The following is a 23,801-nucleotide window of genomic DNA, read 5'->3' as shown; positions in this document are numbered from 1 at the left end:
CACAAGCGATATTAATTTTAGCTTTCATTATGATTCAATATCGTAAAAAATTACTTCATGACTTACGAGCAAAATCGAATACATAGCCTGTTTATTCGTTTACACTAAAAGAATATTAAGGAGGTTATAGATATGACGATGCATCACTTTCTTTTAAGCGCGGAATGGCCCGGTGGAAGAAATGATATCGGCACGATTCAATCGGGGAATCTTCAAACCCAAATAAGCGTGCCAACCGAAATGGAAGGACCTGGGGTTGGTACTAATCCGGATGAGATGCTACTTGGAGCGGCTTCAACCTGCTATATCATTACCTTTGCCGCCATGTTAGAGCGAAGTAAAATTGAAAAGGTCAGTTTGACAATGCAATCAGAAGCCTTAGTTGATGTTACGAATGGTGTATTCACTTACAAGAAAATTATTCATCGGCCAACTCTCGTATTAGCATCCATTACATCGGAAAAGGAGGCAGAAAAAGCACGGAAACTTGCAGTAAAAGCGGAATCAAGTTGTATGATTTCCCGAGCCATCAAAGGCAATGTAGAAGTTGAATTAAACGCTACTATTTCCATAGCTCAGCCCTGAACAGAAGAAGTGCCTAACCCTATAGAGGGTTAGGCACTTTTTGTACTATTGAATAGAGTTAATTTTATTTTCAACCTCGCGGCACACTTCATCAGCCGATAAACCATTTGCCTCTATGATAGAAGCTTTAGATGAAGTATCGATTATTCCCATCACATTAGTTTCCAAACCTGTTACCACACAACAATCCAAGTTTTTTGCGTCAGCTTCTTGTTTAATCTCCACAACATCAAAACCTTTTTCACGAAGTGCTTCCTGAATATTCGTTAATGATTCTTCAACACCGATTTTTGACATCAACACACACCTCCTCTACTTGCTAAGCTGTCCTTTTTACCTTCAATATATGTATAGGATGCAAAGGAAATAGGAAAAGTAATGTCGAGGTGAAAAATATGAATGGAAAAAATAAAAAAGACGCATCGCAAACTCGTTTAGGTTCTTCACAAATAGAGGGACAAGGTACAACAACGAAAGAAACTGGTTCCTTTACCCAATCCTCATCACAAAAAAAGCAGAAACGTTCATAATCAAAGGGGCCTAAAACTAGGCCCCTTTTGTGATTATAGATTCTGTTCCCTGATTTCCTGTTGAATTTTCACATTGTTCAATTGATCTCCATCAATTGTTTTCGATTTTGCTTTAGCTCTTTCTGGTTTTATATCAGTTGCCTTTAAATTATTATCAGGAGCTGCCTGCTCATTCCATGTAGTCATCATAATCTCCTCCTCTTGTTCTTTTATGATTTCCATCAACGAGCATATTCATGAATACATTGCATCATTTTTTGCAAAGATACAAGTGAAGGTGATTTTTTTGGAACCAAACAAACCCGGCAATAAGGAGTTACCAGATTTTAAGGATTTAAATGATCGAATCATTGCGCAGCCATCACAAAGCCCCAGACTAGTCATTAAAACAAATTTAGATACAAAGAATGTAACGGATGAGAACCCCTATACCGATAGAATAAGCAGTGAAGGCTTCGAAGAGTATTTTGAGGAATCATAACAAAACCGGCTTACTTGTAAGCCGGTTACCCTTAAAAATATTTCTTTTTCCAAAAAATAAATGCTGTTGTACCCGCTAAAGTAATAGCAATTAATAAAGTAAAGATAAATGCAAACGAACTATGTTCAAACGGGAGTTCTACATTCATTCCGTAAAAACTTGCCACCATGGTTGGCAGCGTTAATATAATCGTAACTGATGTTAGGAACTTCATAGCATTATTAACATTATTGGATATAATTGAAGCGAATGCATCCATCATCCCGCTAAGAATTGATAGATACACTTCTGCCATTTCAATAGCTTGTGCATTTTCGATAATTACGTCCTCTAGTAACTCTTTATCTTCCTCATACATTTTCAAATAATTAAAACGGAGAATTTTATCAAGGACAACCCTATTAGATTTCAATGATGTCGTAAAATAAACCAAGCTTTTTTCCAATGCTAAGAATGTATATAGTTCTTTGTTTTTCATTGACTGGTGCAATTCACGTTCCGCTTCATTTGTCATCTTGTTAATTTGTTTTAGATAACGTAAGTAATAAGATGAAATTTCAAATAATAATTGCAAGGCAAACCTTGTCTTTTTATTTGTAAAAAACCCTTTGATTTTATTATTTTTAAAGTTTGTTAGTATAGGAGTCTCTTTTAAAGATACAGTAATAAAACAGTCTTTGGTAAAGATTATCCCAATCGGAATCGTTTCAAAGATGGGCAGGTTCGCTTCGTCCTGAGTCAAATAAGGAAAATCGACGATAATTAACACATTATCATCTTCTTTTTCTATTCGAGGCCGTTCCTCATCATCTAGCGGATCTTTCATGAAATTAATCGGTAATTGCAAAGTTGTACATATATAATCAATTTCGGCTTCTGTCGGTGCTACAATGTTCACCCAAGAACCTTTTGTCATTTCACCGGTTTTATTCAGAAGACGGTTTTCATTCGTCTTGTATATTTCAATCATTTAGTTGACCTCCTCTTCTATAGAGAAAGCCCTATTTACCTTCTTCGAGCAGATACTCAGGAAGAATAACAGTCTCGACGTCTAGCATCATATTGGCTTCCTCTTGCTTTCTGGGCTCAGGATCATAAGAACTGCCGCTCACTTGTATCCACTTCCTTTCGTTTCTTTTATCTTAATCCTTATTCTAGTAAAGCACAATAAAGAATTTCCCACTTTACAACTCCCTAATGTAAATTCGTAATTTTCTGATAAGTTACTTTAAAAAGCAACGATCTTTATAAATATGTCATAGAATAACATCATAAAAATCGCTTGGGGACATCCCCAAGCGATTCTTCACTTAATTATCCATGCTTCGCATTATTATAGTAGTTCACACTGTACATAGCGCCTTCGTCAACCATTTTATTATCTTCATGATCATATGGATCCGGGTGACCTGCCTTTTCAATTAAAGGATCCAAATCTGAATGCTTTTGATTCCAAAACCTCATAGTCTTATCTTTTGCATTGGACCATATATCCTTCACTTTTCCTCTGTTCGTTTTTGTTGATAAAAACGAGACTCCGGCAACTCCGACTCCTAGCAATACTACGTTTCTTCCTAATGCCATCATTACCTTCCTCCTTACGTTGGATTAATCTATATATACCCAATGTAATTTAACGTAAACCTTTAATTATATGGAGGCTTTTGATAAAAGAAATTCGGCTTCTTTATTTCATTGTTATACGGCTTATGAAAAACGTGTGTCGTAGCTGGTGATACTGGAGGAATTAACCATGTCCAATCCCCCGTTACTTTTCGGTTACAAGAGGTTTCTCTTTCTTCAAATTTCTTGAACTGTTTAGCGGCTGTATGGTGATCCACAATGCTAACGCCATATTTTTTAAAGGAATAAAGGACCGCTTCATTTAATTCAATCAATGCTCGATCTTTCCATAGATTGGATTCTCGTTTAATGTTCAAGCCCATCTTCTCTCCAATTTTAGGAAGCATATTGTATCGATCCTCATCTGCAAGGTTTCTCGCACCAATCTCCGTCCCCATATACCAGCCATTAAATGGTGCAGCAGTATATGTAATACCGCCGATTTCAAGTCTCATGCCTGAAATGATTGGAACAGCATACCATTTAATCTCAAGATCTGTGAACCAGGAAAACTCAGGATGGCTAATAGGAACTTCTTTAACTAGCTCTTTAGGAATTTCATAAAGTTTCGGTGCTTGTCCGTCCAACTGGACTACAAGTGGTAAAACATCGAAAGATCCAAATTTCCCTTCCCACCCTAATGCTTGGCATCGCTTCGTAAATTCTACTGAGCTTGGATCTCCAATAACACCATGTTCTGTTTCATACCCTGCGTAGCGGATAAGCTGATGATTCCAAATATCTACTTTTTTTTCATCATCTTTCTGTTTGAAAATCGTAATCACTGGTTTGATGTTTCCATTATTCGTAGCGTTATCGATATGTTCTAACAGAGCGGATAAAATATCCTCTTCGCTTTGAAGGATCCTTTTATCAATCACTCTCAACGAATCCCAAAAAAAGCGACCGATGCAGCGATTACTATTACGCCAAGCTAATTTAGCACCATGTTCTAGTTCTTCTAATGTATGTTCATATCTACCTGTATCTATTATTTCCTTTTTAATATGTTCAATTCTACTATTCGTTTCTTCTTCTGTTTTTACCAATTCTGAATAGCATTCCCTGATAAAGGATACGGCCTCTTGCAGTAAATCACTCATCTATCCCACGAATCCTTCCATTTACACAAACTTTTAGCTCACTAATAAAGTACCATATTTCTCATTTTATCTCTAAAGGAATATCTTTGTGAATAAGCATTTCTTTTAAAATGTGGCATTTTTGAGGCGAAAATATTTTCTAACACTTATATTATACCTTAAGGAAGCTAATATATTTTTTATACTAAAACGTCTCTAGTAACTAAATAATATTCGGTAAAGTTGTTACAGAAGGGGTAAATGCATTATAATATAATAATGGGGTGATATGATGAATAATACGACACTTTGTCCGCGATTTGAAAAAGGCATGCAAATCTTAAGTAAACGTTGGACAGGATTGATTGTCAATCAATTGCTTACTGGCCCTCAACGGTTTTGTAATATTGAATCTGCCTTCCCAATCAGTGGCAGGATTCTTTCTGAACGTTTAAAGGACTTGGAATTTGAAGGTATTGTAAAAAGAGACGTTTATCCAGAGACACCGGTCAGGATTGAATATTCTTTAACAGAAAAAGGAAAAGCTCTTGCGCCTGTAATGACTGAAATTCAACACTGGGCACAAGAATGGCTCGAACCAATACAGAATTAATAGCATATACAGGAAAAAGAGGAAGGTCGCAAATGGCGATCATCCTCTTTTTATGTCTTTCAATAGTTTACCGATCAATGTCTGGTGGTATATTTTTTACAGAAAGAATAAAACTAGGTATATTCCTTAACTTATGGGCGGTGAATTTATGAAGCAAGCAGACTGCATTATTATTGGCGGGGGAATCGCCGGTATCCAAGCAGCCATTCAGCTCGGAAGATATAAGCATGATATTATCGTTATTGATTCTGCACACGGCAGATCTACAATAGCAAAGGCTTATCATAATATACTTGGATGGCCAGACGGAGTGAGCGGCAGCCAATTAAGAAGTCTTGGCAAACAGCACGCAGAAAAATTCGGTGTCGAATTCTTGAATGATACAGTAACATCGCTGGAAAAAAAGCAGGGCAAGTTTTTCATTAGAACAGCAAATAGCCTGGAATACCAAGCAAAAACGATTTTTATCGGAACAGGCATTACCGATAACATCCCTCCGATTAAAAACCTCTATCCCACTCTTGGAACATCCACCTACATTTGCCCCGACTGTGATGGTTATGAAATTATGAATAAACAAACAGTGGTCCTCGGTGGGGGAAATGCGGGTGCAGGGATGGCCCTTACTCTATTATATTGGTCAAAAGATATCGTTTACGTAAATCATTTAAAATCAAAAATTGATGATAAGTATAGAAAAAAGCTAGAGGAAAAGAAGATTCCTGTATTCGAAGAAGAAGTACAAGAAGCACATATTGATGCTAAACAACAGTTGACAGCGATTCAATTAGTAAATGGTAAAATAATTGAAGCTGAAAAGGCATTCACCGCTTTTAAAGGTAACAAACTGAATAATAATCTTGCCTTGCAATTAGGTGTAAAGGTAAATGATAGTAATCACGTCGTTATCCATCCTCGTACAAAAGAAACTAATATTAACGGTGTCTGGGCCGGTGGCGACCTTGTTGCCCATTCCGAACAAGTCACCATTTCCATGGGAGACGGGACCCAGGCAGCAATATGGATACATAAAAGACTGATGGGTGAGCCATCTCCTTACATGAATTAAAGGAAATTAGCTATTAGAAAACACAAAAAAGCGCCCTATATGCGAGGGCGCTCAGTTTATAGACAAAAGGGGTTCGGAATGTTTTAATTCCGGCCCCCTTTTGAAATTCCCTTTGAATTTTCTCAGGATTAAGAGATTGGGCCTCTACGAGCCCACTATATTAAGCCATTCTTGGACCTTGCCATGTCCAATTGGCCATCCTCTTTAAATTCATGGCAGCAAAAGTAAGCATCGCCTGCATCGACATTTTTTTAAGTCCCCTTAAAATCCAACGCATACCATGCTTTTCTTTTGCATCTGCGAATACGCGCTCTATTGTTTCTTTACGTTTCGCATATATAGGTTTTACATCCTTGTGATGACGCAGATGATCTGCTTCTTCCATATAATTTTGCCAGATATGGCGTGTCACCACTTTTTGATGGTCTTTGCTTTCTGTACACTGTGATAAAATGAGCATGTCGCACAAGTGTGTTTGGGTGATTTGTACTCGCGATAGCCCTCTTTATTTGTTGTTGAGCACTTTAAAATCTCGCCCGATGGGCAGAGATAACAATCAAAATGTTCATCGTAAACATAGTCATGCTTGCGAAAGAACCCTTCTTTTGTTCGTGGACGTGTATAGGGTAAAGCTGGTGTGATTTCTTTCCCAAAAAGGTAGCTTGTAATGGCTGGTGTTTTGTAAGCTGCATCTGCGGCAACAGCTTCAGGTTTTCCAACTTTCCCAATCACTTGTTCAACAAGAGGCTCTAAGATATGACTATCATGCGTATTTCCCGGTGTTACAATCGTCCCCAGCACAAAACCGTTGCGGTCTGCAGCCGCATGAAATGAATAGGCAAACAGTTTTGTTCGTTCATCTTTTACATAGTAGCCACTCTGGGGGTCAGTTGTACTTTCTTTAATCTCTTTGGTTTCTTCTTTATCAAATTTATCCGGTGGAAAAGGCTTCTTTCCATTGTTTTCACGATCTTGATTTATTTCTTCTTGAAGGCGTCCTTGATATGCTCGTGTTTCCTTACGAACGAATACCGAAGGTATATTGAATGAATGTCAATTTAACTAAAATAACTGGATCAATACTTGGGCGCCCTATCTCTGAATACATATCTTTCACCAAGTCATAAATGAAAGTGAAGTCAATGGCCGCCTCAATTTTACGAACCAAATGGTTCGCTGGCACCAGTTGATCCAAAGTAATCATTTCAAGTTGATCTCGCTGAATAGAATTATGTTTCGAAAGCATCGCCATCACCTCAAGTTTTAATACTCCTATTTTAAAACAAAAAAGACTGTAGGCAAAAGCGGTTATATCTAATTGTTAAAACAAAGTTGATTGGAACGGAAGGTGCGAGACTCCTGCGGGAAAAGCGCGTCCAAGGGAGACCCCACAGGCGCAAAGGCGCCGAGGAGGCTCCCGGACCGCCCGCGGAAAGCGAGTGCCTGGAGTGGAAATCAACGTTCGGATTTTTAAAACCCTCAAAAAAACTGTAGACAAACTCGATTTTCATCGAGTTTGTCTACAGTCTGTGCGCCCTATATGCAAGGGCGCTTTTTGTATGTGAACACTCATAAATACTACTGCGTATGACCATCGAATCGCAAATCTATACTCGCCTTCTACCTTGAAAAACTTTCACAAGTATTAGAATGACCGCAATGATAAGCAATATATGAATAAAGCCCGCGGCCACTTTAAACACTAAACCAAGTACCCATATTAATATTAATGCACCAATTATCGTCCAAAGCATAATAATCTTCCTTTCTTTTCAGTCATACTCTTCATCTGACTACTTAAAGTTCACTTGTGATGATAGTTCCTGCAAAAGTTTCAACCTTAAATTTACATTACCCATTTCCGCCTCTTACAAACCATCTAGCGAATGAACAGAAAAACATTACATAAATCTGTTAATACTGTAAAAGATAATAAGGTATAAAGTTACTCTTCCGGGCACAATAGCAAGTTTTAATTTAGGTTCCACACCTTTAATATGACAAATAACAAAGGAGACGTTTATTCATGAAAAAGTTTTTAGTCATCTGTTTTGCAGTTTGTTCTCTATTTTTGTTAAATTTGAATCACCCGGCTTCAGCAAAGGATACTCAAAAATCTGCTAAAACAGAAAGCGTACAATTCACCGATGCCCAAAAATCAGAACTCGCAAAAATCCAACAGCAGATTCTGGCGGACAAAAAGAAATTAATTGAAAAATACGTAGAGTACGGGGCGCTTTCCAGGGAAGAAGCCGATAAAATGTTTTCACACTTTGAAAAGCATTATAAAATGATGGAAGAACACAATTTCCAAATTCCGCCGCACCGTCCACATACACAACATAAGTCTAAATAATCATGGAAACACCCTGTTAATAATTTATTTTTCCATATATCATGAACAATCCGTCCTTTATAAAAAGGTCGGATTTTTTTCAAATCCTTCGTTTCTCAATAGATAATCCCTAAGAGTAAAATATTTACTAAAGGGTTTATATTTCTCCTTAGCGAAATACATAACTATGAGAAACATGAAAGGGTGAAAAGGATGAACAAAATAGGAATAGCAGCAAGAGACTTATTCCACTTGAAATCAGTAACCGATCCAAAGCTATCACCTGATGGTAGCATGGCTGTTTATGTGCAAACAAGAATTGATGAAAAAACGGAAAAATACATTTCCAACTTGTATATGTTCAGCCTGATTACGAATGAAACACAGCAATGGACATTTGGAGATAACCGAGATACATCTCCATGCTGGTCACCCGATGGAAAGAATATAGCCTTTATATCAGATCGGTCAGGAAAAAAACAAGTCCATTTAATCTCTACCATTGGCGGGGAATCTCAGCAAATGACCCATTTTATTAACGGAGCAACAATTCCGATTTGGTCCCCGTGCTCTAAAAAGCTGTTACTTTCAACGGGGTTAAAGGAGGGTGAAACCCTTTTTAAAGTGAAAGAAGAAAAGGACCTGTCCAAAGAAGTTCAGCGCTATGACCAACTTAAGTATAAATGGGATGGCAGAGGCTATTTTGATCAGCTATATCAACAGCTTGTTATAGTAGATATAGAAAAAGACGAAGCCATCTTGCTAACAGAAAATAACGTCGATTATCACCCAAATGCCTGGTCTCCTGACGGAAAGCAAATTGCTTACATATGCGGAGAAGCTGAAAAAAGCGATGACGATCTTTTTAGCGATATTTTTATCATGGATCTTGAAACAAAGTCCTCAAAGAAAATAACGGGCAGTTCTGGTTTTTTTAAAGATCCGAAATGGTCTCCAAATGGTGAGTATCTCTCCTTCATTGGTCATAACAAAGAGTTTGCCGGGGCTACCTTTTCAAAAATTTGGCTATACTCTATGTTTGATCAAACCATACAGTGCTTGACTGAAGGATGGGACGTTGAAATAGGAGATTCTGCAATCGGCGATTTTCAAATCGGGGCAGTCGACCCAGGAATTTTATGGACAAACGATAGCCAAGGCTTTTATTTCTTAATAAGCGATTATGGAAATACCGGAGTATATTATGGATCGATTGAAGGAGCCATGTATCCATCAATCCTTGACCCACAGCATATATACGGTCTAACTATAGATCCTGAAAGTCACCGTGCCATTGTTGCCATCAGTACTCCTGTTCATCCCGGCGACCTTTTTGTTTATAACCTTACGAATGGAGAAAAAGCACAAATCAGTTTTGTGAATGATGAATTTTTACAGCATAAATATTTATCACAGCCTGAACCCATTTCTTTTCCATCTGTTGATGGGCTTACCATCCACGGCTGGATTATGAGACCAACCGAATTTAGGGACAACCAAAAATATCCACTCATTTTAGAAATCCATGGTGGACCACATATGATGTATGCTAATAGTTACGTTCACGAATTCCAGACCTTGGCTAATGAAGGTTATACTGTCTTATTCACCAACCCACGTGGGAGTGTAGGATATGGTCAGGACTTTGTTAATGCATGTCGAGGAGATTATGGAGGAATGGATTATAAGGACTTAATGGCCGCAGTAGACTATACTCTAGCGACCTATGATTTTATAGACCATGAAAAATTAGGAGTATCCGGTGGTAGTTACGGGGGGTTCATGACAAACTGGATTGTCTGTCATACGAACCGTTTCAAGGCAGCCGTGACTCAGCGCTGCATCAGTAATTGGCTAAGCTTTTATGGCGTAAGCGACATTGGCTATTATTTTACAGAGTGGGAAATTAAGGGTGATATTTTTAACTCGGCAGATAAATTGTGGCAACACTCGCCCTTAAAGTATGTCACTAATGTGAATACCCCTTTACTTTTACTGCATGGCGAAAAGGATTATCGATGCCCAATTGAACAGAGCGAACAATTTTTTGTAGCTTTAAAACGACAAAAGAAAGATGCTCAACTCGTGACCTTTCCAGGAGAAACCCATGAAGTAACTCGAAGCGGCTCTCCAAAGATGCGTCTTCAACATGTAAATGAAATAAAAGGATGGTTTAATAAATATCTATAAACAAAACTCTGTTAGCTTCTGCTAACAGAGTTTTGTTTTTAATGTTGAATTTGATCTCTGTCCTCGGAAATTGAACTTAAAGCATCTCCCGCCATTGAATTTGTCTGATGGTGTACAGCAAGATCACCTAATGCTACGACTCCGACCATTTTTTCATTTTCTATTATCGGGAGTCTCCTGATTTGTTCATTGGCCATTAATTCCTCTGCTTCATCCGCTGACATATCAGGAGTACCGGTCACAAGATTAGTGGATATAACATCCGTTATTCTCGTTGAATTAGGTTTTTTCTCAGCTACACAGCGAATTACGATATCCCTATCCGTAATGACACCAATTAAATGATTATTCTCTAAAACAGGAATCACTCCGACATCGTTATCTTTCATTTTAACTGCTGCTTCATAAATATTATCTTCTGCTGTGCAATAGTCCACGTCTGTCGTCATAATATCTCTTAAAGTAGTCATAGATACCCCTCCATTTAGCATTAGTTGCTTGATTATTGTTGACTATTTAAAATATATTATTCAAAAAAACTCAACAGCATTCAATCCACAGAATTACCATAATCCGGTTTAGCTAGCGAGTCGAACTCCCTTGCAATTTTCGATAAACCAAATTCCAGTTCTTTCCCTTCAATAGGGTAGTAGCCATGCCCAGTTATAGCGACAGTTGGTTTTAGACTAGCTTTAATAACGATTTTTTGGCCGCATTCCAATCCGTTGTCAAATACTGTGGTGGTCCCGAAATTTCTTTTTTCTAAGTGAAAACCTTATAAAGTGAATCCTGTCTTACATTCACAAAAGCATCTCCAGCAATGAGACTTCGGTCACTTTCCCGAAATAGTGAAATATGTCCTTTTGAATGGCCCGGGGTGTGGACCCATTTCCAATCGTAAAGCTCAGGAACGCTATGATCATCAGGGAGGGGTTGAACTTTTTCATCCAGGTTGATTCCCTCATTCGGAAACATCCAAGAAATCTTAGCAACCATCCCCCCTTCAACAGTAGAATCTGGCTCAGGATAATTTTCCTGTCCCGTTAAATAAGGCATCTCTTTAAGATGGGCAAAGACAGGAGCCTTCCAATACTCGATCAGAGCACCAACATGTTCGAAATGTCCATGTGTCAAAATAATGGCTGCAGGGGGATGTTGTCGTCCGTATATTCCCTCAGCAGCTTTCTTTATTACGTAGGCTGAACGCGGAATTGCGGCATCAATCAATACCCACTAGGAGAGCCAACAAAAAATAACATTAACAATTTGAATCGGAAGACAATAAATATCCTCTTTAACTTTTTGAATTTCTCCACCGGAAACTGAAGTCATTGGAAGGAATTTTTTATTCAAATGATAATCATCCCTTTTATATACCTCCTATTTTGGAATACTTTTTATGAGGATACCCTATAAAAGAAAATAAAAGACAGCCTTGATTTTTATAAGGCTGTCCTTCCTTAATACACATCCCTCCGTGTAAATACTGTAAAAGAAACAATTAAAGCAAGCGCCCACCAAACTAAAAGAGTAATGACGGAGGATAATAAGGTCATTCCCTCAATAGGTGGTGCGGTTCCGCTAATATAAGTGGTTAATTTTAAATTCACCATAAAGAAGTACTTCGCCGATTCCCATGACGACACCATACTGTTCAAAATAGCCCCTGATATGAGTGCAGCAAGCATTATGCCCATACCCGCAGGTGTACTTCGAACTAAAACCGATAGCATGAAAGAGAGAGTCCCTACAACTACAGCTACAAGCCAGACAAGCCCCATATCCATCAATAGAAATCTCCATTGTTCAACTATTCTAACTGTACTGAAATCCACATCGCCGCCATTCAATCCAAAACCGGATATTACAGGGGCTTCCCATCCATGATACCCAAAAACAAGTCCTGATAAAATATATGACAATAATGCTGTCATAGCCACGATAATAGAAATGGACAATAATAATGTCACATATTTACTCATTAGTATTTTCCAGCGATTCACTGGTCTTGTTAGCAGAAGTTTAATCGTGCCCTGACTGTTTTCGAAAGAAACCATATCACTTGCTACAATCATGACCAGCAGTGGGATGAACAAATCAATAGCATTTTCCAAAAACATACGCGTAAATGTCGTGGCACCTGGTTCTGAAGGGTTAATGTCATGATCCAGGTAATATTGCTGCTGTTTCAAACTTACCTGGAGTTTTTCGCGCCACTCATCTAGCATCCTATTTGAACCTAGCCGATTTTGGGTATCGATGATTTGCTGCTGAAGAGCTGCACGCCAATCATCAGTACCTAACTTTTCCTGTTGCTCCTCCAATTGTTTGTACTGCGCATATGTAAACATCAGCACTAAAACACCCACAATGATACCAATGATGACTAGCCGTTTCTTCGCCAGAAGCTTCATCATTTCATTTTGGATCAGATTATTCAATACCAGCACCTCCGCCACCGGTTATTTGTAAAAATAGCTCTTCCAATCCCGGAAGCTTACGATTCATTTCGTACACCTTTACACCAGCTTCGTTAAGCGCAGCATTCCACTTAGGCGTTTCATGTTCATCAAAAGCTGTAATGATATAATCCTGATCTACGGTAATTTCCGTAAAACTGCTTAGAATTTCTTTTCCCTTTTCAAAAGGCCAAACCCTCCAAATTAACCGCTCTTGAGTGGTTAATAAACTTTCCACTGTATCTGTTTGAATAATCTCTCCACTTTTAATGATTGCTACCCGATCACATAGGAGCTGGATTTCACTTAATAAGTGGGAAGAAACCAGAACACTCATCCCTTCTTCTTCCGCAAGCTTTCTGATGAATTGGCGCATTTCACGAATTCCAGCAGGATCTAGGCCGTTAGTTGGTTCATCCAAGACCAGTACCTTAGGACGGTTTAACAATGCTTGGGCAATCCCTAGACGCTGTCTCATACCTAAGGAATATGTTTTCACTTTATCGTGAATTCTCGATTGTAGACCGACTAGTTCCACAACCTCGTTGATCCTTGACTCATTAACATCAGGTAGCATTCGCGCAAAATGAAGCAAGTTATCCCAGCCGTTCAAAAATGGATATAGTTCTGGATTTTCAACGATACAGCCTAGATGTTGCATCGCTTTCGTAAAATCCTGACGCACATCATACCCACATAATTGGATGGATCCTGAGGTTGGCTTTATCAAACCGACCAACATACGAATTGTCGTCGTTTTTCCAGCTCCATTCGGTCCAAGAAAACCAAAAACCTCACCTTCTTTTAACTCAAAATCTATTCCTTTAATAATTTCCCGTTTGCCTATCCTTTTTTTCAGACCCTTCACAGACAATGTCACATTACTCATTGTTTTTCATCCTCCCATTGTATTAAAGGAGCAACCCTATCAGCAATTAATCGATATCCTGCCTTATTTGGATGAAATTTGTCTGAATACAAATAGTCGTTGACCGACAATTGAAACAAATCAAATGTAGGAACAAAAATAGCATTTTTATAAAGAGCCACCACTTCAGCGGTTTCATTATTCCAGTCCCGGACAATTCGGTTTGTATCAAAGTCCTCATCCAGCTCTATGAATGGATTATATAAACCAATCAATAAAATGGCTGCCTTATCATTGACATTATTGATTTCTTTAAAAATGGTATTCAAGTTTTTCAGATAATTCTCTTGTAACTCAGAAGTCGCAGTAAGGTCAAAATCAAACAAGGTCTGGCCTTGTTGAAATAAATCGTTCCCACCAATAGTAATTAAAATAACATCAGCTGTCTGCAATTGGCGTTTCACTTCCGTTTGTTTTACCTGCTGCACCAATTCTTGAGACACTTGTCCATTAATCCCGAGATTATGAATTAGCGGTTTGCTATTATATTTACTCTCCAAATCTTCCACGACAAGGCCGACGTAGCCCTTCCCTGTTTCATCACCAGTTCCGCGTGTCAACGAATCCCCTAATGCAACTACTGTAAAGTCTTCTGGTAGGTTCTTCTCAATAGGTTTTGTTTCATTTAATTCTATATCAGAAGCTTTTTTTCCATAATAATCAATTATCGCCCAACCAAGACAAAATAAAAAGAACAGTCCGATAACTACTGATATTACAGTAACAGCTAACACTTTGGTTTTGCTCAATAACACTCACCCTTCCATACAAACTCTTCCTTCCATTAAAACATATTATTTCCAAAAATAAAAAAACTGTATAGTCTCATTACAAAAACCAAGGGAAATCGTATCACCGTAATTGTTTTAATTGTAGCGTTTCGCTTTACTGTTTTCTGCCTCGTTTTCAAAGTCGGTGGTTAAGCCTATAATGTATACAAGTCAAACAAAAATGAAAAAGACAGAAAGGGTCATCCCTTTCTGTCATAAACCGATTTATTGCTTTATTGATTCCTGTTTAGCCTGTACATTTTCTTTGATTGTCTCTGCTCTTTTTGACCAATAGGTTGCAAGCAAGGGTCTGGAAATAATATGCCTGACATTGATAGTACTATGAACTGTGCAAGGGATCAAAAATGAGCAGTGGAAACGAAGCACCTAAACCTGAATTTTGCATGCCCACTTCAATAGAAATCGCTTTTTGATCTTCATATGGAAATTTTAATACTTTAGCTGCGAAAAGGCCTAGAAATAAGAAACTAAAGGAAGTACTTTTGTCCCGATTTGCTTTTTCTTTATTTCTTGTCTACAGCAGACGCTGAATAAAATTCACCATTATTCATTAAATTCTCTAGTGGATTTTCAGTAAAATACTAAATTTTTTATATCCCATTGAAAATAACTATTCTCTATAGCGAATAGTTCTATTCCTTTTAACACAATAAAAAAAACACCTTCATACTGCTGACCTAAATTATTTTTTCAAAAACTGGTTTTCGTTCTTCCAGTTACTTTCTCAAGCTTCATGAGCCACACTGTGAGCACCATCCCCATGAGTGTGAGCAAACTATAAAATAAGTACACCATATAAATCCCTGATTTATCCAAGATTATTCCGCCGCTAAAGGTACTGAACCAGTTTCCTAACCCATTACCTATAGCAGAATAAAGTGTTACTGCAGTAACTGTTATATGAGGTGGGACGACTTCTCGAATATATTGTAAAGCTGCAGGAATGAATAAGCCCAATGAAAAACCTTGGATAATGGAAGTTACATACACTATTGCCAAACTTGGTTCCGTAAAATAAAACAACCAACGAACCAACGAAGCGGTTCCGGCCAATAACGTGATTGGCAGCAGGCCTAATTTATTTATCCAGCTGCCGGCTAATCTCATAAATGGTATTTCCGATAATACAGCTAGCAGAAATGCAATTCCAATTCCTGTATATGTCCCGCCTCTTGCCTCGACAAATAGTCCATAATAGACATTATTGGCAAGGTTAGGGCCGAAGATCAGAAAGGTTAAAGCAAGAAAGATAAGAAAACGTTTCATTGTAAACAGTTCTTTCATCCCATCGAAAAGTTTTGCCTTTTCTTGAGGAGGCTCTTCAGGCAAGCGTAAAGCTAGTAGAGCCGCGACAAATAGGCCGATAAAAAAGGCGTAAAATATAACTGAAGGGCCAATAAATGATTCTGAAAACTTTCCCATTACAAAAACAGCCACACCAAAACCAAGCGAACCGAATAAACGTATTTTTCCATAATTCGATTTGATTCTTGTTGTATATTGAAGGGTTATGCTATCTGAAACCGGTATAATGGCACTTTGAAAGATTGCCAATACCACTGCGACAGATACTAAAAGTAAATATGGTTCGAAAAGCAAGTATCCTAAGCCAAAAAAACCAGCGAGCAACGATGTCATTGCAAGAATTTTAGCAGGTTTTCCGCTCCAATCACAGACAATACCCCAAATTGGCTGAAAAACGATCATTACTATTGGCCCGACAGACATAATTGTACCTATTTCAATTCCATTTAGCCCTGCCTCATTTGCTAAATAAACACTTAAGAGCGGTGTTAAACTTCCCACAGCAAAAAACGAAAAAAGATAAAAAATCTTCAAACTTAAGATATTAGCTTGCTTTTGTTTTTCCAAATCCAGTATCCCCCATGCGGTCATCTTCTTCAAAATTATCATATACATGCATCAAATAGCAGAAATTATACAAGCCCCACTTATTTGTCAATTCCATCATTGGAAAAATCCTTTACCATTTCAATAGGAAGCACAATATTAAAAACAGTACCTTTGTTAACTTCGCTTTCTACAAATACTCGCCCTAGGTGGCTTTCAATGATTTTAAAGCTGATCATAAGTCCTAAACCATTACCTGATTTTTTCGTCGTGAAAAATGGTTCTCCAATCTTCCTCAGCTGCTCGGGTAGCATTCCAACTCCCGTGTCGATTATGGAGATATGCACTTTCTCTTCTTTAAGTTCTGTAACGACTTTTATTTCTCCCCCGTCAGGCATTGCTTCTATCCCATTTATTACAAAGTTCAATAAGACTTGTTTTAAACGATTCTCATCACATCTAATTAGAATTTCCTCGTGATAACAATCAAAGAAGAGAGTAACATTCTTCTTCCTTGCATCAAACTCTGTTAGAGATAAAACATTTTGAATAATTGGAACTATATTCTTCGTTTCCAAAATCAGGGACTGTGGTTTGGCCAGTTCTAAGAATTCTTCAACTATCTCATTTACACGGTTGATTTCATCCATAATAATTCCCAAGTACTCAAGTCTATTTTCATCTTTTTCATCTAATTGTAAGTATTCAGTATACCCTTTCATTGAGGTAAGAGGGTTCCGAATTTCATGTGCAACACCAGCAGCAAGCTGCCCGACTGCAGCCAGTTTATCTTGTCGATGAAGCATCTCTTCTGTTTGTTTTCGCTCTGTTATATCATACCGAAGAGTCAAAAACTGAAATGGCTTTCCTTCCACAGTGTAAAATGGAACGATAGTTGTATCCACCCAATAATAACTGCCATCTTTCGCTCTATTTCTAATTTCACCATTCCATACTTTCCGATTATGGATGGTCTTCCACATATCATCGAAGAATTCCTTTGAGTGATATCCGGAATTAACCAATTGGTGAGTATGACCGATTAACTCACTTCTCTTGTACCCGGAAACTTCTGAGAATTTATCATTTACATCGACAATGACCCCTTTATTATCGGTAATCGCCACTATGGATGATTGGTTAATAGCATAATACATATCCTCTAATTCCTTAATTGAGACCCTTAGGTCGCTTTCAGCTCTTTTTCTACGGGAAATATCCGAACGAATAGAAATATATTGATATGGTTTTCCCTTTTTCATAAATGGTACGATTGTAGTATCCACCCAATAAATCTCGCCATCTTTTGCCTGATTACAAATTTCCCCATTCCACGTTTTTCCTTGTTTGATTGTGCACCAAAGGTCAGCGAAAAATTCTTGAGGATGATAACCCGAATTAATGATAGAATGACTTTTTCCAATCAGTTCATGTTCTTCATATTGTGAGATTTCTATAAATTTTTCGTTAACATAAGTAATGATTCCTTCAGCATCTGTTATAGCCACAATAGAAGATTGATCCAAGGCATAACGGATATCCCTCACTGTGCTATCACTCTTTGCCAAACGCCGTCCAACAATCGTGCTAGAACCAATTAGACTGGCAAGGATAAATAGTGAAACAAAACAGACTAGATATAAAATAAATGGGCTAAGTTGAACAAATTCATTATTCTCCTTTTCTCCAGTAAGCGGAAACACTCTTAAAAAAAGAAAATACCCTTCGATGATTGCCGCACTCATAATCAGAGTACTGATTGGCTTTAGGGAAGATTGACTTACTTTATTTATATAAAATAAGACTAACAGCGAGATTAAAAAAAAGCTAAAAATAATGAGTAGCGTAATAACAAGTAACAAAGGGTTAAATTGCACAGAGTTGTTTAAAGCAAACATGCCCATTATATAATTCGACAATATCGCCATCGTAAACATAAAACTGCAAAAAATAATTTGTAGTAACTGTTGTTTATATGAAATAGCTAATAATCCTACCCCTGCGAGAGCTACCCCTATTGCTAATGAGAGCATTATCGAAGCAAAATTATACGCTGCCATTCCCGCATTCTCAAAAGTAAATATGACCACAAAATTAAGCGTCCAGATAGCCACTCCCATAGAGCAAATGCTCCCTATATACAAAAGACGTTTGTATTTTACTATTGTAATTAATGTTGTTAGTAAATCTAACGCCGTGTAACATGCCATAAATATTAAAAGTACGGCAATCATAAAAAGGATTGGATTAGATGATACAATTGAAAGTTCCATTGTTTACATTTCCACCTCTGTCATTCTATTCACCTATATTGTAATGGAAATTTGTTGTACCTCAAAGACTTTTATTTCTTAATACCTATCTGTTTACATATATTATCTTCCTTCTCATTCTTTTTCTAAAGAAAAAGAGAAGTTTTTTTTATAAATGCAGTAAAATGAGAAATACTATTCTTTTGTATAGAGTAAAATAGAAAAGGCTTGTTAAGTGACAAGCATTCATATACGACTTCTTCATTGCATGAAACAATTAAATACACAATTACACTGGTTATTATTTGAAAAGTATATTTAATTAAGAATGTTAATTTCTTTATTTAATTATACCTAAAGGTTTATAATTAAATAGTACATATATATAGAAGGAGTGGGGGCATGATAATGTCAGACTTGGCAAACACAACTACAACAGAAATTATGCAAAAGAAGACCCAGCATAAAAAATTAACATTAAGGCAAATATTACAGAGAGGTCTTTTAATTACAATCGGTGCTGTTTTAATGGCTGTCGGCCTTGAGATTTTTTTAGTACCAAATAATGTAATAGACGGTGGTATTACAGGTATATCTATTATGTTATCTTATATCACGGGCTGGAAGCTCGGTATCTTTCTTTTTGTTCTGAATCTTCCTTTCTTTTTTATTGGTTATAAACAAATTGGAAAAACCTTCGCTTTATCTACTCTATATGGGATTTTAGTCCTTTCCATAACCACTACATTGCTTCACCACGTACCAGCTTTCACTCAAGATATCCTCCTTGCTTCCGCATTTGGCGGAATGATTCTTGGAATTGGTGTTGGAATGGTTATTAGATATGGCGGCTCTCTAGATGGTACAGAAATTCTAGCAATTCTAGCTAGCAAGAAGCTTCCTTTTTCTGTTGGAGAGATTGTCATGTTCTTTAATTTATTCATCCTTGGCAGTGCTGGTTTTGTTTTTTCATGGGACCGTGCCATGTATTCGATTATAGCTTATTTCGTAGCTTATAAAACGATGGATATTGTTATCGCTGGGTTGGATGAATCTAAATTTGTTTGGATTATCAGCGATGAATTTGGAGACATCGGTGATGCAATTATGAGTCGTCTTGGTCGAGGTGTGACCTTTTTAGCTGGCGAAGGTGCTTATTCAGGAGATGATAAAAAGGTTATCTTTTGTGTAATTAATCGCCTTGAGGAAGCAAAACTTAAAGATATAGTCAAAAGCTTTGATCCATCTGCCTTCCTTGCAGTCGGAGATATTGCTGAGGTTCGCGGGGGACGGTTCAAGAAAAAGGATATTCACTAATTTTTCTTATCTATCATTTTTCTGGCTTTTTGCTACATCTACTTAAATAGGCAAAAAGATAAAAAAAGCTGAAGGGGAATCCCCCTTCAGCTTTTTTTATAAAGACTTAATAATTTCTTGGATTGTTGATTGCTTGAAGCATTCTAGTGCCGGGTTTCATTTCGCTGCCACATAGTGGACAAACGTGCTCATCATTACTTGTAAAGTTATCGCGGATCCAGCCTTTACAATCCTCTGATGTACATTCCCACACCTTTGTTTCTTCAGGAATGATTTCTTCCGTATTATTTCTTCTATACATGTATCTCACTCCTTAGAATTGAATTGACTCCGTCCTGCATAACAGATCCCAAGCCATAAAGATAAAAGAAGAATAGATGGCGATTAATCTAAATAATTGTGAGTTCTTTCACTCAAACTCATTGAGTAAAAGGAACTTGAGATCACAACCATGAATTTTTAATATCCCATATACCATTATATCATACATATGCATATTATAATTGAGTAAAGCTACTTAAAGAGAAATGAAAGCCATTATTCCCCGTATCCATATACCAGATAATCATGAAACACAGTCTCTGATTTCCCAAAGGCAATCAAGACTGTGTTATTGAAGAATCAATTTCTCATGATTCTTCCTGCTCATTCGAATGATTTGAATCCGAATTAAGCATGAGAGTAATTTTAGTGCCAAAACCTAAAACAATGAAAGCCCTGCCTCTCTCCCATCCATACGGTTCCTAGACCGTGCCTGCGAGAATCAGGTGAAAGCTTGTAAGTACATGTTTATTAATTAAAACCGTCCGTAATTCCAATTGGGAAACTTAAATTCCAAAAGATAAATGGTACATAGAAGTAAGTTAATGAAGAACAAAATGGATCGAGGAAAATACTTGGTGATTAGATGTATTTCTTTTTCTAGATGTGTTTAACTTGATTCTACTCCATCATAAACATGATGAAAAATATTTTATTAATAAAAATGTTACTTTAAATTACCCTCCAGTGTGTACTCTTAATAACACTGAATCTTTATCATACCACATATGATTTTATATGTAAAGGATGCGACTAAAACAGAACACCGTAAAGATCGTCATTCTACAAAATATAAAATAAAAGAGGCAATATTTCACCTCTTTTATTTAAACGCATTATATTCATTTTCGATTTTTGGCAGTTCCCTTACTTCTTCAACTAATTGACTGCCGCACATTGGACAATCATAGTTTTCAGAGGCAAAATCTTTCCTCATCCATCCATTACAATCTGCCGATCCGCATGCATATACAATTGTATCTTCCATAATGATTTCTGGTTCCTCTGAATTCTTTTTACCAAAATACATGAGCAACCTCCTCTTTTTTATATAAAGATTCTGATTAAAGGCACTGAGTTTTTCACCTTTTTTCATTCCTAGTATACGCATCAAATCAAATTCTTATTTATCCAATGAAAAAATTATCCAAAAACCTTATTCTATTAGTTTTCTAATCCTGCTTTTACCATGATTGCTTTAATCATAAAGTATGAAAAATGGTCAGGAAGGGCTTCTTTCAATGGTTTAAGTTTTTCAGTATCCAATTGTTTGGCTGTTTCCAATACAAGGTCATACTCCTCACCTAAGAAAAACTCTTCCCACTTGATCTCCAAACGTTCTTCTGCACACTTTAATAAATGATTTTCAATGGAGATGGAAGACAGTCCTCTTAATGTCGCAATTTCTTTGAGGGATTTGCCTTCCTGATAGAAACGGTAGCTCTCTAGATGAGATGGTACTGTGGATCTCTTTGTTGTCTCTTTTTTAACCATTGTATTCATTTTTATTTCAGGATGTGCTTGTAAGTAATGAGAAATCACTTCTAAGAACACTGCTCCATAGCGGTCGAATTTCTGAGTGCCCACCCCTTTAACTTCAAGGAATTCCTGTTCTTTACTCGGCAGTTTTGCTGCCATATCTTTCAAGGATGCATCGGAAAAAATAATGAAAGGCGGTACATTTTCCTTGCTTGCGATTTCTTTTCTTAAATGTCTCAATTCTTCGAACAATCCATGATCAATACTAATGCTGCTTATTTGTTTTATTTCTTTTCGAAGGACTTTTTTCTGTCCTAAAAGCACTTCCCTGCCAGCATTGGTTACTTTAAGAACTGGATATTGCCCACCTGTCATTTCGATATACTGTTTAGCAGTCAGGAAATCAATGAAGTCTGCAACATCCTTTGCCGATTGATTATTGATAATTCCATAAGTTGAAAGCTTCTGAAACCCAAACTCTTCAATTTTCTTATTCCGTGAACCGGTGAGTACCTGACTAATCATCGTTTTGCCAAATCTTTCACCCATTCGTAACATACACGAAAGAACCATCTGTGCCTGAGTCGTAACTTCAACTGAGTCACGTTTATCTGTACAGTTTTCACAGTGGCCGCAATCTTCAGGATCCCCTTCTCCAAAGTATTGAAGAATATAGGCTTGTAAACAACCTTCAGTAAAGCAATAATCCTTCATTCTATTCAATTTCTTCAGTTCTTGAGCCTGCCACTCTTGCGAAGGGTTCGATTGATCGATTAAGAAGCGTTGTATCTGTATATCTTGAGGGGAGTATAAAAGAATACATTCGCTATCCAAACCATCTCGACCTGCACGACCTGCTTCTTGATAATAGCTCTCCATATTCTTTGGGGTTTGATAATGAATGACGTAACGAACATTCGACTTGTCAATACCCATTCCAAAAGCTGATGTCGCTACCATCAATGGAACATCATCAATAATAAATTGCTCCTGCTGTTCCGAACGGTCTTGTTCATTCATGCCTGCGTGATATCGGCCTGTTTTGATGCCAGCTTTATTAAGCTTGGCGTACAATGAATCGACTTCTTTCCTCGTTGCTGCATATATGATACCCGACTCATTTTTGTTTTTTTCAATATAGCGCATTAAAAACCGTCCGCGATTCTCTTCCTTGACGACGGAAAAAAACAAATTATCTCTTGCAAATCCGGTTGATATTGTATGTTGTCCAGATATTCCAAGCGACTGACAAATGTCCTCCGTCACATGTGGAGTTGCTGTCGCAGTTAATGCTAGGACAGTCGGAGCTGAGGGCATTTCTTTCAACAGGGTTTTGATTTTTAAATAGCTTGGTCTGAAATCATGACCCCATTGCGAGATACAGTGAGCTTCATCAATGGCCACCAATGATATATCAACGTTAGCCAGTTCCCGCTGAAAAGCAGGGTTTTCCAACCTTTCGGGAGCCACATAAACAAGCTTATACCTTCCCTGCTTAATATCGTTCATTCTATTGGAAGCTTCTATCCCTGAAATAGAGCTGTTAAGTAATGTGGCATCTATACCATTTTGTTCGAGGGCATCTACTTGGTCCTTCATCAAGGAAATAAGTGGGGATATGACGAGTGTTACGCCAGACAATAGAAGAGCTGGAATCTGATAGCATATTGATTTACCTCCGCCAGTTGGCATGATTCCTGCTGTATTTATTCCACCTAACACTTGTTCAATAATCTGTTCCTGACCGGTTCGGAATGACTCATATCCAAAATACTTTTGTAAATAATCACGTGCTTTTTCTATCAATGTACTACTCCTCCTATTTAACTTGTAAGGATTTATTACTTTCATTGTACCTGCTTTTTCCGTGAACCAAAAGAACAAAAAAAGGAGAC

23 protein-coding genes and 2 pseudogenes are annotated in these 23,801 nt (G+C 37.4%); 8 read left to right on the top strand and 17 right to left on the bottom strand.

Annotation, left to right across the window (positions count from 1 at the left end; genetic code table 11):
• Window positions 1–132 precede the first annotated feature (132 nt).
• Window positions 133–585, top strand: a complete 453-nt coding sequence (locus ACQKMR_RS13810; protein ID WP_427697806.1) for an OsmC family protein — start codon at window positions 133–135, stop codon at window positions 583–585.
• A gap of 45 nt (window positions 586–630) precedes the next feature.
• On the opposite strand, the gene ACQKMR_RS13805 is transcribed toward ACQKMR_RS13810, so the two are convergent.
• Window positions 631–882, bottom strand: coding sequence for a YkuS family protein (locus ACQKMR_RS13805; RefSeq protein ID WP_056520657.1), 252 nt, complete (start codon window positions 880–882; stop codon window positions 631–633).
• A 98-nt stretch (window positions 883–980) separates the two neighbouring features.
• Here ACQKMR_RS13805 and ACQKMR_RS13800 point away from each other — a divergent pair, with 98 nt between their 5' ends.
• Entirely contained in the window at window positions 981–1,115 is a 135-nt protein-coding gene (locus ACQKMR_RS13800) for a YuzL family protein (protein ID WP_098176396.1), read from the top strand.
• Window positions 1,116–1,148: 33 nt separating this feature from the next.
• Here the strand turns inward: ACQKMR_RS13800 and ACQKMR_RS13795 are convergent, their stop codons facing one another.
• Window positions 1,149–1,301, bottom strand: coding sequence for a hypothetical protein (locus tag ACQKMR_RS13795; protein ID WP_427697805.1), 153 nt, complete (start codon window positions 1,299–1,301; stop codon window positions 1,149–1,151).
• A gap of 100 nt (window positions 1,302–1,401) precedes the next feature.
• Between ACQKMR_RS13795 and ACQKMR_RS13790 the strand changes: the two genes are divergently transcribed.
• Window positions 1,402–1,596 (top strand): hypothetical protein, encoded by a 195-nt coding sequence (locus tag ACQKMR_RS13790; protein ID WP_427697804.1) that lies wholly within the window; start codon window positions 1,402–1,404, stop codon window positions 1,594–1,596.
• A 31-nt stretch (window positions 1,597–1,627) separates the two neighbouring features.
• Here ACQKMR_RS13790 and ACQKMR_RS13785 read toward each other — a convergent pair whose 3' ends face one another.
• The 3 genes from ACQKMR_RS13785 to ACQKMR_RS13775 all read right to left on the bottom strand — a co-directional run bounded on the left by ACQKMR_RS13785 (window position 1,628) and on the right by ACQKMR_RS13775 (window position 4,322).
• Window positions 1,628–2,566 (bottom strand): magnesium transporter CorA family protein, encoded by a 939-nt coding sequence (locus ACQKMR_RS13785; RefSeq protein ID WP_427697803.1) that lies wholly within the window; start codon window positions 2,564–2,566, stop codon window positions 1,628–1,630.
• 344 nt (window positions 2,567–2,910) lie between these two features.
• A complete protein-coding gene (locus tag ACQKMR_RS13780) occupies window positions 2,911–3,183 on the bottom strand; it encodes a hypothetical protein (protein ID WP_427697802.1) in 273 nt (90 codons plus the stop codon).
• 59 nt (window positions 3,184–3,242) lie between these two features.
• The gene (locus ACQKMR_RS13775) at window positions 3,243–4,322 is read right to left on the bottom strand and encodes a nitric oxide synthase oxygenase (protein ID WP_427697801.1); all 1,080 of its coding nucleotides are present in this window, start codon (window positions 4,320–4,322) and stop codon (window positions 3,243–3,245) included.
• 271 nt (window positions 4,323–4,593) lie between these two features.
• Between ACQKMR_RS13775 and ACQKMR_RS13770 the strand changes: the two genes are divergently transcribed.
• Together ACQKMR_RS13770 and ACQKMR_RS13765 are read left to right on the top strand one after the other, a co-directional pair.
• On the top strand, window positions 4,594–4,914 hold the full coding sequence (locus ACQKMR_RS13770; RefSeq protein ID WP_427697800.1) for a winged helix-turn-helix transcriptional regulator: 321 nt from the start codon (window positions 4,594–4,596) through the stop codon (window positions 4,912–4,914).
• A 148-nt stretch (window positions 4,915–5,062) separates the two neighbouring features.
• On the top strand, window positions 5,063–5,983 hold the full coding sequence (locus ACQKMR_RS13765) for an NAD(P)/FAD-dependent oxidoreductase (RefSeq protein ID WP_427697799.1): 921 nt from the start codon (window positions 5,063–5,065) through the stop codon (window positions 5,981–5,983).
• A gap of 160 nt (window positions 5,984–6,143) precedes the next feature.
• Here ACQKMR_RS13765 and ACQKMR_RS13760 read toward each other — a convergent pair.
• Both ACQKMR_RS13760 and ACQKMR_RS13755 read right to left on the bottom strand, forming a co-directional pair.
• Window positions 6,144–7,229: pseudogene (locus ACQKMR_RS13760) on the bottom strand (transposase).
• A 361-nt stretch (window positions 7,230–7,590) separates the two neighbouring features.
• On the bottom strand, window positions 7,591–7,737 hold the full coding sequence (locus ACQKMR_RS13755; RefSeq protein WP_427697798.1) for a lmo0937 family membrane protein: 147 nt from the start codon (window positions 7,735–7,737) through the stop codon (window positions 7,591–7,593).
• A gap of 272 nt (window positions 7,738–8,009) precedes the next feature.
• Here ACQKMR_RS13755 and ACQKMR_RS13750 point away from each other — a divergent pair, with 272 nt between their 5' ends.
• Together ACQKMR_RS13750 and ACQKMR_RS13745 are read left to right on the top strand one after the other, a co-directional pair.
• Window positions 8,010–8,339, top strand: coding sequence for a YckD family protein (locus ACQKMR_RS13750; RefSeq protein WP_427697797.1), 330 nt, complete (start codon window positions 8,010–8,012; stop codon window positions 8,337–8,339).
• A gap of 192 nt (window positions 8,340–8,531) precedes the next feature.
• Window positions 8,532–10,508 (top strand): S9 family peptidase, encoded by a 1,977-nt coding sequence (locus ACQKMR_RS13745; protein ID WP_427697796.1) that lies wholly within the window; start codon window positions 8,532–8,534, stop codon window positions 10,506–10,508.
• Between the two features lie 38 nt (window positions 10,509–10,546).
• On the opposite strand, the gene ACQKMR_RS13740 is transcribed toward ACQKMR_RS13745, so the two are convergent.
• From ACQKMR_RS13740 to ACQKMR_RS13710, 7 genes and pseudogenes are all read right to left on the bottom strand, one after another.
• A complete protein-coding gene (locus ACQKMR_RS13740; protein WP_427697795.1) occupies window positions 10,547–10,978 on the bottom strand; it encodes a CBS domain-containing protein in 432 nt (143 codons plus the stop codon).
• Window positions 10,979–11,058: 80 nt separating this feature from the next.
• A pseudogene (locus ACQKMR_RS13735) lies at window positions 11,059–11,840 on the bottom strand (MBL fold metallo-hydrolase).
• A 128-nt stretch (window positions 11,841–11,968) separates the two neighbouring features.
• On the bottom strand, window positions 11,969–12,949 hold the full coding sequence (locus tag ACQKMR_RS13730; RefSeq protein ID WP_427697794.1) for an ABC transporter permease: 981 nt from the start codon (window positions 12,947–12,949) through the stop codon (window positions 11,969–11,971).
• A complete protein-coding gene (locus ACQKMR_RS13725; RefSeq protein ID WP_427697793.1) occupies window positions 12,942–13,856 on the bottom strand; it encodes an ABC transporter ATP-binding protein in 915 nt (304 codons plus the stop codon). The genes ACQKMR_RS13730 and ACQKMR_RS13725 overlap by 8 nt, the downstream gene beginning before the upstream one ends.
• Window positions 13,853–14,644 (bottom strand): SGNH/GDSL hydrolase family protein, encoded by a 792-nt coding sequence (locus ACQKMR_RS13720; protein ID WP_427697792.1) that lies wholly within the window; start codon window positions 14,642–14,644, stop codon window positions 13,853–13,855. The genes ACQKMR_RS13725 and ACQKMR_RS13720 overlap by 4 nt, the downstream gene beginning before the upstream one ends.
• Window positions 14,645–15,376: 732 nt before the next feature.
• A complete protein-coding gene (locus ACQKMR_RS13715) occupies window positions 15,377–16,558 on the bottom strand; it encodes an MFS transporter (protein ID WP_427697791.1) in 1,182 nt (393 codons plus the stop codon).
• Window positions 16,559–16,638: 80 nt separating this feature from the next.
• Window positions 16,639–18,810 carry a PAS domain S-box protein gene (locus ACQKMR_RS13710; RefSeq protein WP_427697790.1) on the bottom strand — a complete coding sequence of 724 codons (2,172 nt, stop codon included), beginning with the start codon at window positions 18,808–18,810 and terminating at the stop codon, window positions 16,639–16,641.
• A gap of 387 nt (window positions 18,811–19,197) precedes the next feature.
• On the opposite strand from ACQKMR_RS13710, the gene ACQKMR_RS13705 reads away from it, so the two are divergent.
• Complete coding sequence (locus tag ACQKMR_RS13705) at window positions 19,198–20,106, top strand: YitT family protein (protein WP_427697789.1); 909 nt, start codon at window positions 19,198–19,200, stop codon at window positions 20,104–20,106.
• 106 nt (window positions 20,107–20,212) lie between these two features.
• Here ACQKMR_RS13705 and ACQKMR_RS13700 read toward each other — a convergent pair whose 3' ends face one another.
• From ACQKMR_RS13700 to recQ, 3 genes are all read right to left on the bottom strand, one after another.
• On the bottom strand, window positions 20,213–20,407 hold the full coding sequence (locus ACQKMR_RS13700; protein WP_053346481.1) for a cold-shock protein: 195 nt from the start codon (window positions 20,405–20,407) through the stop codon (window positions 20,213–20,215).
• A gap of 843 nt (window positions 20,408–21,250) precedes the next feature.
• Window positions 21,251–21,457 (bottom strand): cold-inducible protein YdjO-related protein, encoded by a 207-nt coding sequence (locus tag ACQKMR_RS13695; RefSeq protein WP_053346482.1) that lies wholly within the window; start codon window positions 21,455–21,457, stop codon window positions 21,251–21,253.
• Window positions 21,458–21,591: 134 nt separating this feature from the next.
• On the bottom strand, window positions 21,592–23,712 hold the full coding sequence (gene recQ / locus ACQKMR_RS13690) for a DNA helicase RecQ (protein ID WP_427697788.1): 2,121 nt from the start codon (window positions 23,710–23,712) through the stop codon (window positions 21,592–21,594).
• Between the last annotated feature and the right edge of the window lie 89 nt (window positions 23,713–23,801).

This window comes from Peribacillus sp. NPDC096540 (assembly GCF_050278525.1).
Lineage (GTDB): Bacteria > Bacillota > Bacilli > Bacillales > DSM-1321 > Peribacillus.
The sequence above is the reverse complement of the archived record's forward strand: the minus strand, read 5'-3'. Positions and strand labels throughout refer to the sequence as shown.

Bases quoted from the DNA above. Each gene is read 5' to 3' on its own strand.
- ACQKMR_RS13740 (WP_427697795.1), bottom strand. From the start codon at position 10,978: ATGACTACTTTAAGAGATATTATGACGACAGACGTGGACTATTGCACA.
- ACQKMR_RS13775 (WP_427697801.1), bottom strand. From the start codon at position 4,322: ATGAGTGATTTACTGCAAGAGGCCGTATCCTTTATCAGGGAATGCTAT.
- ACQKMR_RS13800 (WP_098176396.1), top strand. From the start codon at position 981: ATGAATGGAAAAAATAAAAAAGACGCATCGCAAACTCGTTTAGGTTCT.
- ACQKMR_RS13785 (WP_427697803.1), bottom strand. From the start codon at position 2,566: ATGATTGAAATATACAAGACGAATGAAAACCGTCTTCTGAATAAAACC.
- ACQKMR_RS13805 (WP_056520657.1), bottom strand. From the start codon at position 882: ATGTCAAAAATCGGTGTTGAAGAATCATTAACGAATATTCAGGAAGCA.
- ACQKMR_RS13705 (WP_427697789.1), top strand. From the start codon at position 19,198: ATGTCAGACTTGGCAAACACAACTACAACAGAAATTATGCAAAAGAAG.
- ACQKMR_RS13745 (WP_427697796.1), top strand. From the start codon at position 8,532: ATGAACAAAATAGGAATAGCAGCAAGAGACTTATTCCACTTGAAATCA.
- ACQKMR_RS13755 (WP_427697798.1), bottom strand. From the start codon at position 7,737: ATGCTTTGGACGATAATTGGTGCATTAATATTAATATGGGTACTTGGT.
- ACQKMR_RS13810 (WP_427697806.1), top strand. From the start codon at position 133: ATGACGATGCATCACTTTCTTTTAAGCGCGGAATGGCCCGGTGGAAGA.
- ACQKMR_RS13770 (WP_427697800.1), top strand. From the start codon at position 4,594: ATGAATAATACGACACTTTGTCCGCGATTTGAAAAAGGCATGCAAATC.
- ACQKMR_RS13700 (WP_053346481.1), bottom strand. From the start codon at position 20,407: ATGTATAGAAGAAATAATACGGAAGAAATCATTCCTGAAGAAACAAAG.
- ACQKMR_RS13795 (WP_427697805.1), bottom strand. From the start codon at position 1,301: ATGACTACATGGAATGAGCAGGCAGCTCCTGATAATAATTTAAAGGCA.
- ACQKMR_RS13710 (WP_427697790.1), bottom strand. From the start codon at position 18,810: ATGGAACTTTCAATTGTATCATCTAATCCAATCCTTTTTATGATTGCC.
- ACQKMR_RS13695 (WP_053346482.1), bottom strand. From the start codon at position 21,457: ATGTATTTTGGTAAAAAGAATTCAGAGGAACCAGAAATCATTATGGAA.
- ACQKMR_RS13765 (WP_427697799.1), top strand. From the start codon at position 5,063: ATGAAGCAAGCAGACTGCATTATTATTGGCGGGGGAATCGCCGGTATC.
- ACQKMR_RS13780 (WP_427697802.1), bottom strand. From the start codon at position 3,183: ATGATGGCATTAGGAAGAAACGTAGTATTGCTAGGAGTCGGAGTTGCC.
- ACQKMR_RS13725 (WP_427697793.1), bottom strand. From the start codon at position 13,856: ATGAGTAATGTGACATTGTCTGTGAAGGGTCTGAAAAAAAGGATAGGC.
- ACQKMR_RS13750 (WP_427697797.1), top strand. From the start codon at position 8,010: ATGAAAAAGTTTTTAGTCATCTGTTTTGCAGTTTGTTCTCTATTTTTG.